Source organism: Crocosphaera sp. XPORK-15E (assembly GCF_034931425.1).
In the GTDB taxonomy this organism is placed as follows: domain Bacteria; phylum Cyanobacteriota; class Cyanobacteriia; order Cyanobacteriales; family Microcystaceae; genus UHCC-0190.
The window spans coordinates 1-7,081 of sequence record NZ_JAYGHQ010000047.1 but is presented as its reverse complement, the minus strand read 5'-3'; the positions used below and the strand labels follow the sequence as shown (position 1 = coordinate 7,081).

Here is a 7,081-nt window from a genome sequence, read left to right as displayed (position 1 = left end):
TCTCAATTAACTTCGATAACCCTAGTATAGTCATAAGTTTTATAGATAGCAACATTTTTTAAATATAATTTCTTTTTATCATTGATCAGCTCAACTTACCAAAAAAAACCTCCCAGTCAAAAAAAGAATTCTAGTTAAATCGGGTAATTTCTTAAGGGGGTGTGGACAAATTATTGAATAAAAAAACAAAATTTAGTCAGAATTTAAGCTAGATTCATCAGTTGAAATCAGTTTTTGCGGTCTAGATTTTTACAACTCTCGCTTATAAGCGCGAATTATGATGATTATCTGGAAAAAAATGATAATTGACCTAAAGTTCTCTTGTTTCAATAGAGAACTTTAGAATATTTTATTTTCAAAATGAGAATTGCTGCCATTTAAGCTAAAGTCCCACTAATTGCGATATGAGGAACTGATGACTACGGTGTACTGCAACAAAATTCGGTCCAAAAAAATTTTCATCAACTAGTTGATATGAACGAAAGTCAACATGGTTTGAATGTAATTTACCAAGGATATAGCCCTTAGGCTCAAGATACTCGTAGAAGTCAATTAGAAGCTTCCGTGAAAGAATACAGGCATAGCCATACTCAAACTGAATCACAGAAATTTTTCCTCTTGTCAGGATCTTTTCAAATCCTTGTAAGACTTTAAAGTCCGATCCTTCAGCATCAATTTTCAGAAAATCAATATGCTCCAGTCTATGATCTTCAATAAAGCTGTCTCCCGTTTTAACTGATTCTTGAGTCCAAACAGCGTGTTCAGGGTGAGGAAAGTCACAAATGGATGTTACTGTATCTCGTTCAGGATAGTATTTAATTTTTTCTTGACCCATATGATCCAACAAGCCAAAATCAATTACTTTGATTCGTTCATAAGGTGCCACATTGGAAGATAGTTTGGCTCTTGTCTTAGTGGAAATTTCAAAGCAATAAATATTTGCATTAGTACAATATTGATATGCCTCAAAGGCCCAGTTTCCGCAGTTAGCTCCGACATCTAGTATCACCGTTGCAGTTGAGCCTAAACATTTGAGAAGATGAACCTCACCGTTGGTACGAAAATCGTGATTTTCGGCATGAAGTAACTCGGTCAACCAATGCACTAAATTACGAGCAACACAAAGAAGATGAGCATCACTATTGGATGCCAAGATAGGCCATATCCATTTTCGAAACCGCTGCTCAAAACTCATTTGACACTACCTTTTCTCTCTTGGGTAAAGGGATTCTCGATTAATTCAAAATTATTGAAAATAGTCTCTCACTATTGTGAATTAAGAACGAGACTTCAAGGATTTCACACATTAGTTTTTTGCCCCAATCTATTTTTTGAAGTGATCTAAATTCTCTGTGCTTTTACGAAAGGAGCTATCTCTTTGATGATCTGAAAGATAGCGTTCTATTAATTCTCTCGAATACTTGCCTCCGTCGAAATTATCCAAAACACGCTGACGACCGGCTTGCCCCATATTTTGGGAAAGTTGAGGATTTTTTAACAATTTTTCAACACGATCCGCTAATACAATAGAATTTCCACGATCAACTAAAAAGCCAGTTTCACCATCCACAATGGTTTCCGTCATGCCTCCTGAGCGTGAAGCAACAATTGGTCGAGCCATACTCATTGCCTCAAGCGGAACTAATCCATAGGGTTCTTCACCAACTGTGGGATAAACAACAACATCAGCTTCCTCGTACAAGTAATGAATATCCTGATAAGGAACAGAACGAAATTCAACTAAATTCGTGAGGTGCAAATTTTTAATCTGCTCAAGAATTTTTTGATGATATGAAACCAAACTATGATTCCAGTCAATAATTCGTTGAGTGTCTGTAATTATCAGCCGAGCTTCAATCCCTCGATCCCTGAGATGGGCGAGCATCTCTACCGAAATATGAACTCCCTTCCACGGCAATATTCGTGCTGGATGCAGAATGACGAATTTATCACATTTTGTCAGGGGTGGTTTCTGCGCCCTGAAGCGTTTAGTATCTATCCCTAGTGGCAAAAGGTCTGGTTCGAAACCGATGCGGCAAGCACACTCAGATTGAACAAAGCGAGACACAGCGTAGTTGGCATCCCATTGTCGATAAATCGGGGATTTGTGCAGAACGTCAGGCCATGTCTCGTGAAAGGTGTGATGTAACAAAAAATCTAGCTTTTTGCGTAAACGGTCTAATGCTAAGGCTGGTTCTGGGAAAAAGTGATGAAGATTATGTCCATGAACGACTTTTAGTTGTCGTTTTATGATGCAGTCACCAAATTCCGTCTCAAGGATCGCCTCCAGATTGTCTGAATCCGAGTCTCCTGTTTGGAGACTGTTGAGGTTGAAACTGGGGATATAAATAATCTCAACACCAGTTAATGGTGTTGGTATTGGCTCTCCCGTCATTACTGTTACCCCACATCCTGCCTCTGTTAACGCCAAGGCTAAGTCAGCGATGTGTGACTCGACACCACCAGTCGTCGGGGGCATAGTCCAATGAAGCAGCCCAATATTTAATGATTGTTTTCTATATAGCGCATTTTCTGTCATTATTTTGATTTTCCTTGAAATACTGTTTTTAAAAAATTGCTAAAGCCCGAATTCCATAATTGTTAGGATAACAAATTATACTCTCATAAGTTTTTTAGAGGTTATGACTAGCCAAGACAAACCCACTAAATGGGTTAAGAGTCTTTAAAGATTTAGGATTTTACGATCATCTTCTAAGAGACTGCCCAAGTGGCTGAATCATAAATCTTACCCACAGAACTAGATAAGATACCATGGTAATCAATCCGATTCCTAGAAGAAATTGTTCCCAAGGTTGTCGCACTATACTGATTAAAAATATCCAAGCAGCGAATGGAAAACCTATAAACAATAGTATGAGAGGGATACCCATCGGCAAGAAACGTAGAAGTATATTTCGTTCGTATCGATCCACAAAATTTTCATAGTTCAGTAAACGAGATTCACTATGGTCAGCATACTCTAGAATAATTGGACGTATTTGAGTGTTGATATAGCCTCCGAGATTTTTGATGTTGTAAGAATGATCAAGAAACAATAGTCCTAGTGCAGGTGATAGGAGAGGCAAAATTAGCAGTAGTCTTGAGTCTGCTTTATTTGACAGGACAAAGCCAGCTACAGTAGCGGTTGCCGTGATGTTTATATTCAGTAAGGTATAGGCAGATGAGGATCGACCTATGATTTCATTTCGTAAAGCATTAAACTCAGCAAGTGCCACAGTTATTACTACTTGATTGCTATTGTTTTCAGCCATTTTAATCACCTTTAAAGATATTTTGACATGAAAATAATTTACCTATTTTACAGGTCACATTAAAGAATTCCCCACATATAGACTTGAAACTACTTACTTCTAAATTCTGGTAGACAAGCTTAATGTGCTGACCCTACAAACAAATTATTGAGCGTACCATGTATCATACCAGAAATGTTGAATGTTGAATGTCGCAACACAACTTTACATATTGAATCATACTAACCCTATAATGGCTATTTTTCACCTCAACAAAATCAGTTTCCTGAACCAATGTACATAGCTGATTTCTTGACACATATAGGCTTGAAGATAACGAAGTTTATCTAATATAGTTTTGCCAAATTCTTGAGGTATATCTATTAGTTGTAAGATTAAATAAGCGATTAAGCAGCTATAGATTTGAATCCGAATCCCATTCTCATTCTTGGTCATTAATCTATCTAATTTTAGGCTTCGGCCGTGAGCTCAGCCGAACGGTGCATTTTCAAGAATTTCCATAGCAACTCTATCTGCCATCTTTGTACATATATATCAGCTATTTCTTCATTTTTTACTCCATCATCTCCTGACTCTGGCAAATTAGTTGCCAACCTGAATTCTGTTTTTTCTTCTAAATCACAAAATGCGACTACTCTGATTTCTACTTCTCTTTCATCTTTGCCTACTTTACAATTTCCATTCTCCAACATTTTTCAAGTTAGATTATTTTTGATTCTCAAGACAAATGCCTTATTTTTCTGCTCTTTTAATTCTCTAATTCTTTCACTAGAAGCAAAACCTCTATCCATTATACCCACAGCTTTTTCGGGAATTTCTTCTACTGTTTCTTGTCCATATTTATGATCATGTCCTTGCCCAAAATGAATAACGATTCCTCCAACTTCTGATGTCCAACTATCTAACCCACAAAACAATTTAACTTGGTGATATCCTTGACTCCATAACAGTTTACTTGTTAGACTAATAATGGTTGAATCTATGGGAAATAAAGAGCGAGTTTTGATTTCCCCCTTTTTCTGGGTTAATTCTTTTTTTAATTGATTAATTATGTCTAGAAAAACTTGAGGATCTCTCTTTTTACTGGCTTTAGAGAAGTTGGATATTTTTAGGTCTATTCCTTGAATATTTAATCTTTTAAATAAATCTTGCATACTGACTACACTTTTATCCATTACATACTCCAACCAACAGGAGACAAATAAAAATGTATTGAGAACTGGATAATCTTTTTTGGGGAGTGGCTTCAATATATCCTTGACTACCTTGGGAAAATTTCTTAGAATCACAATTTATAATTTTAGTTTCTACATTTTATTTCATTTTATCATCTTTGACAGCTTTTTTTGAAGTTTGTTTCTAACATTCAACACTTCTGTATAGAACGGATTATGATAATTAACCATTGCTTCATTAGGATAAAAAGCAATTAAAGCAGCCATTATTTTGTCATTGGTTGACAAATATTCCAGATCTTCTTCCCAATAAAACGGTTATTTTCCCTAGCATAATCAAACACCAAATTATCAGCCATGCTGGTTAACCCGACCTCATTCACTGTCAAAACATCATGACTCATATCCTGTAACAGCTTAACTAAAACTTTCGATTGACAGTCTTCATCTAGCAATAATCTTAGGCACAAGAACAACTCCTTTGGCTTCTAAACGACGACGTTCTTCTTGTGCTTCAGATTGAAGAAGATCTTGATGTGTTTGACAGTATTCTATGATTTCTTGAATTGCCTCTAAAGGTAAATCCCAATTATACACGGCATCAGCTTCAGTCATTTCGTTAACAATCATGTCTGAATAGATAACAGAGGCTTTAATTCGCTTTCCCTTAAGATAAAGCTGCTTCCGCCAAGGGTGGGGACGCGGCTCTAAATACTGCCATTGTGTTTTTGTTGGTTGAACTGTCATTTTCTCTACTTAATTTAATAGGCTCTTTGACTATTATCTAATTATATCATACTGAGAAAAAGAAATAACAATCAAATTATTTTTACTCTTTTCTGACTAGATTAAATTCTAATTTAGCGCGTTGCGCTCATGATAGCAACCTCATCAACATCAATTAAATCATGGAAACAAAAATAACGGAAAGTCTCCCTCAACTCGAAGAAGAACTAGAGTTAATTCTGGCTCATCTTGACTCAGATAATCCTGAAGAAAGGGAAGTAGCTGAAGAAATATTTAAAGATTTTCTCCCCCGTCTTGAAAATAAGATTGATAGCTATATTAAGGTCATTAAATGGAGAGAAGCCTTAATAGAATACCAACAAAATGAAGCAAAACGATGTGAAGCGTTAGCCTACACCAATAAGCAAACAGTTACTTGGTTGAAAGAAAAACTTCAAACCTTCATGGAAAACAGAGTAGAACAATTAGGCACAAAAGGCAAGAAACTAGAAGGTAAACTATCAAAAGTAAGTTTATGCGGCAACGGAGGGAACCCTCCCATTTGGTTGAACCCTGCTTTAACAGAACAAGATTTCCCTGAAGAATATGTCGAATACCGTTGGCATCTCAATCGTCATAAATTAACTGAGGATGCTATCGACTACGGAGAAGTTCATGATAACAAAGGAACTTTAATTGCTAAAGTTATGCCGAGAGGGAAACATATAAGAATTAGTTGATAATTATCATTCATTGAACTAATTTAATTTCGAGTTTTTAAAGGTGGGCAATGTCCACCTTTTTCTTTAATTTATCTTTTCAAAGTTGCGCTTTGCGCGGAGGAAAGAAGTTTATTCTTTCCTCCTAACTATGGCCAAATATTCCTGTGTTACACTGTCTCAAACTTGGGCTAATTTATCAGTAGCAGCCAATCAACTTAGGAAGCTTAAAACAGACAATGAAACAGCCAATTCTCTCTTATTAGAATTAGAAACAGCTACCTATTTAGCTGAAGCATTTAATAAGATATGGCATAGTATTTTTTGGAATAAAGCCTCAAAAAAAACGAGGCTTCGTATGACAAGAACCCTAGAAAAATTGGCAAAAATGATCTTTGACCATCTTGAAGAAAGTATCAAGTTATTTGACCAATTATGCGAGGAACAGGAGCAATTGCAAACCTTGGAACTAACCAATGCTTGGATACAGATTAAATACTATTTAGGGTCAGCTAAATCCAAGTTGGAAAACACTCATGGAAAGTTTATCAAACCATTGCCTTTGTTTGAATATCTCGATAAAATCTCATCTCTAAAATAGTCATGAATGTCATTAAACAAGTTAGTTACGTCAAACTTCCCACAGGTTATCAAACCTACCTATTCACTGCCAATCTTGACTCAATTCGTTACAAGGTTTTCTCAACTCAACAAGAACTTGATGAAGCCATTAAAAAAGCCAAATCTCATGGTTGGAAAGTTATCAATGCTACCAAAGCTGTCAATCGATTAAGACAGGTAACAAGCAATAAAAAACCGCGCTTTTGCGCGGATTAAGTGACATTAATTAATTCAAAACTTGTCATGAATTATAGCACACATCTTCCCCAAAAAACAACCCAAGCAACGACCTTGAACAAGCCCTACTTAACCTCTATGCCCACATTCAGCGACGTAGAGGAAAGCGAGGAACTTACACCAAGTGAACAAGCTTGGTTTGAACGTTGGGAAAATCAACATCTTACTTATTCAGATATCGACCTTCACTACTAATGAACAATGACATTTTTGAAAAGATAACTCTTATGTTATCTAAACTCACTGAAGTTCAAGAAGACTTAATCAATCTCAAGTCCGAAATTATTGAGATTAAAATGTCTTCTTTTCCTCATCCGATTGAGAAACCAAC

General features: G+C 36.1%; 9 protein-coding genes and 1 pseudogene. 4 read left to right on the top strand and 6 right to left on the bottom strand.

The genetic code is table 11. The features are described 5' to 3' along the window. Window positions 1–382 precede the first annotated feature (382 nt). From VB691_RS23960 to VB691_RS23935, 6 genes and pseudogenes are all read right to left on the bottom strand, one after another. A complete protein-coding gene (locus tag VB691_RS23960; RefSeq protein WP_323294047.1) occupies window positions 383–1,195 on the bottom strand; it encodes an FkbM family methyltransferase in 813 nt (270 codons plus the stop codon). 129 nt (window positions 1,196–1,324) lie between these two features. After that, window positions 1,325–2,539, bottom strand: coding sequence for a glycosyltransferase family 4 protein (locus tag VB691_RS23955; protein WP_323294046.1), 1,215 nt, complete (start codon window positions 2,537–2,539; stop codon window positions 1,325–1,327). A gap of 166 nt (window positions 2,540–2,705) precedes the next feature. Continuing rightward, a complete protein-coding gene (locus VB691_RS23950; RefSeq protein ID WP_323294045.1) occupies window positions 2,706–3,272 on the bottom strand; it encodes a hypothetical protein in 567 nt (188 codons plus the stop codon). 243 nt (window positions 3,273–3,515) lie between these two features. Then, window positions 3,516–4,558, bottom strand: a pseudogene (locus tag VB691_RS23945) (IS4 family transposase). Window positions 4,559–4,713: 155 nt separating this feature from the next. Next, window positions 4,714–4,851, bottom strand: a complete 138-nt coding sequence (locus VB691_RS23940) for a DUF5615 family PIN-like protein (RefSeq protein ID WP_323294044.1) — start codon at window positions 4,849–4,851, stop codon at window positions 4,714–4,716. A 40-nt stretch (window positions 4,852–4,891) separates the two neighbouring features. Further along, window positions 4,892–5,194 (bottom strand): hypothetical protein, encoded by a 303-nt coding sequence (locus VB691_RS23935; protein WP_323294043.1) that lies wholly within the window; start codon window positions 5,192–5,194, stop codon window positions 4,892–4,894. 161 nt (window positions 5,195–5,355) lie between these two features. Between VB691_RS23935 and VB691_RS23930 the strand changes: the two genes are divergently transcribed. From VB691_RS23930 to VB691_RS23915, 4 genes are all read left to right on the top strand, one after another. Then, a complete protein-coding gene (locus VB691_RS23930; protein ID WP_323294042.1) occupies window positions 5,356–5,913 on the top strand; it encodes a siphovirus Gp157 family protein in 558 nt (185 codons plus the stop codon). Between the two features lie 130 nt (window positions 5,914–6,043). Then, window positions 6,044–6,493 (top strand): hypothetical protein, encoded by a 450-nt coding sequence (locus VB691_RS23925; protein ID WP_323294041.1) that lies wholly within the window; start codon window positions 6,044–6,046, stop codon window positions 6,491–6,493. Between the two features lie 2 nt (window positions 6,494–6,495). Further along, window positions 6,496–6,729, top strand: a complete 234-nt coding sequence (locus VB691_RS23920) for a hypothetical protein (protein WP_323294040.1) — start codon at window positions 6,496–6,498, stop codon at window positions 6,727–6,729. Between the two features lie 27 nt (window positions 6,730–6,756). Next, window positions 6,757–6,945 carry a hypothetical protein gene (locus VB691_RS23915; protein WP_323294039.1) on the top strand — a complete coding sequence of 63 codons (189 nt, stop codon included), beginning with the start codon at window positions 6,757–6,759 and terminating at the stop codon, window positions 6,943–6,945. Window positions 6,946–7,081: the final 136 nt, after the last annotated feature.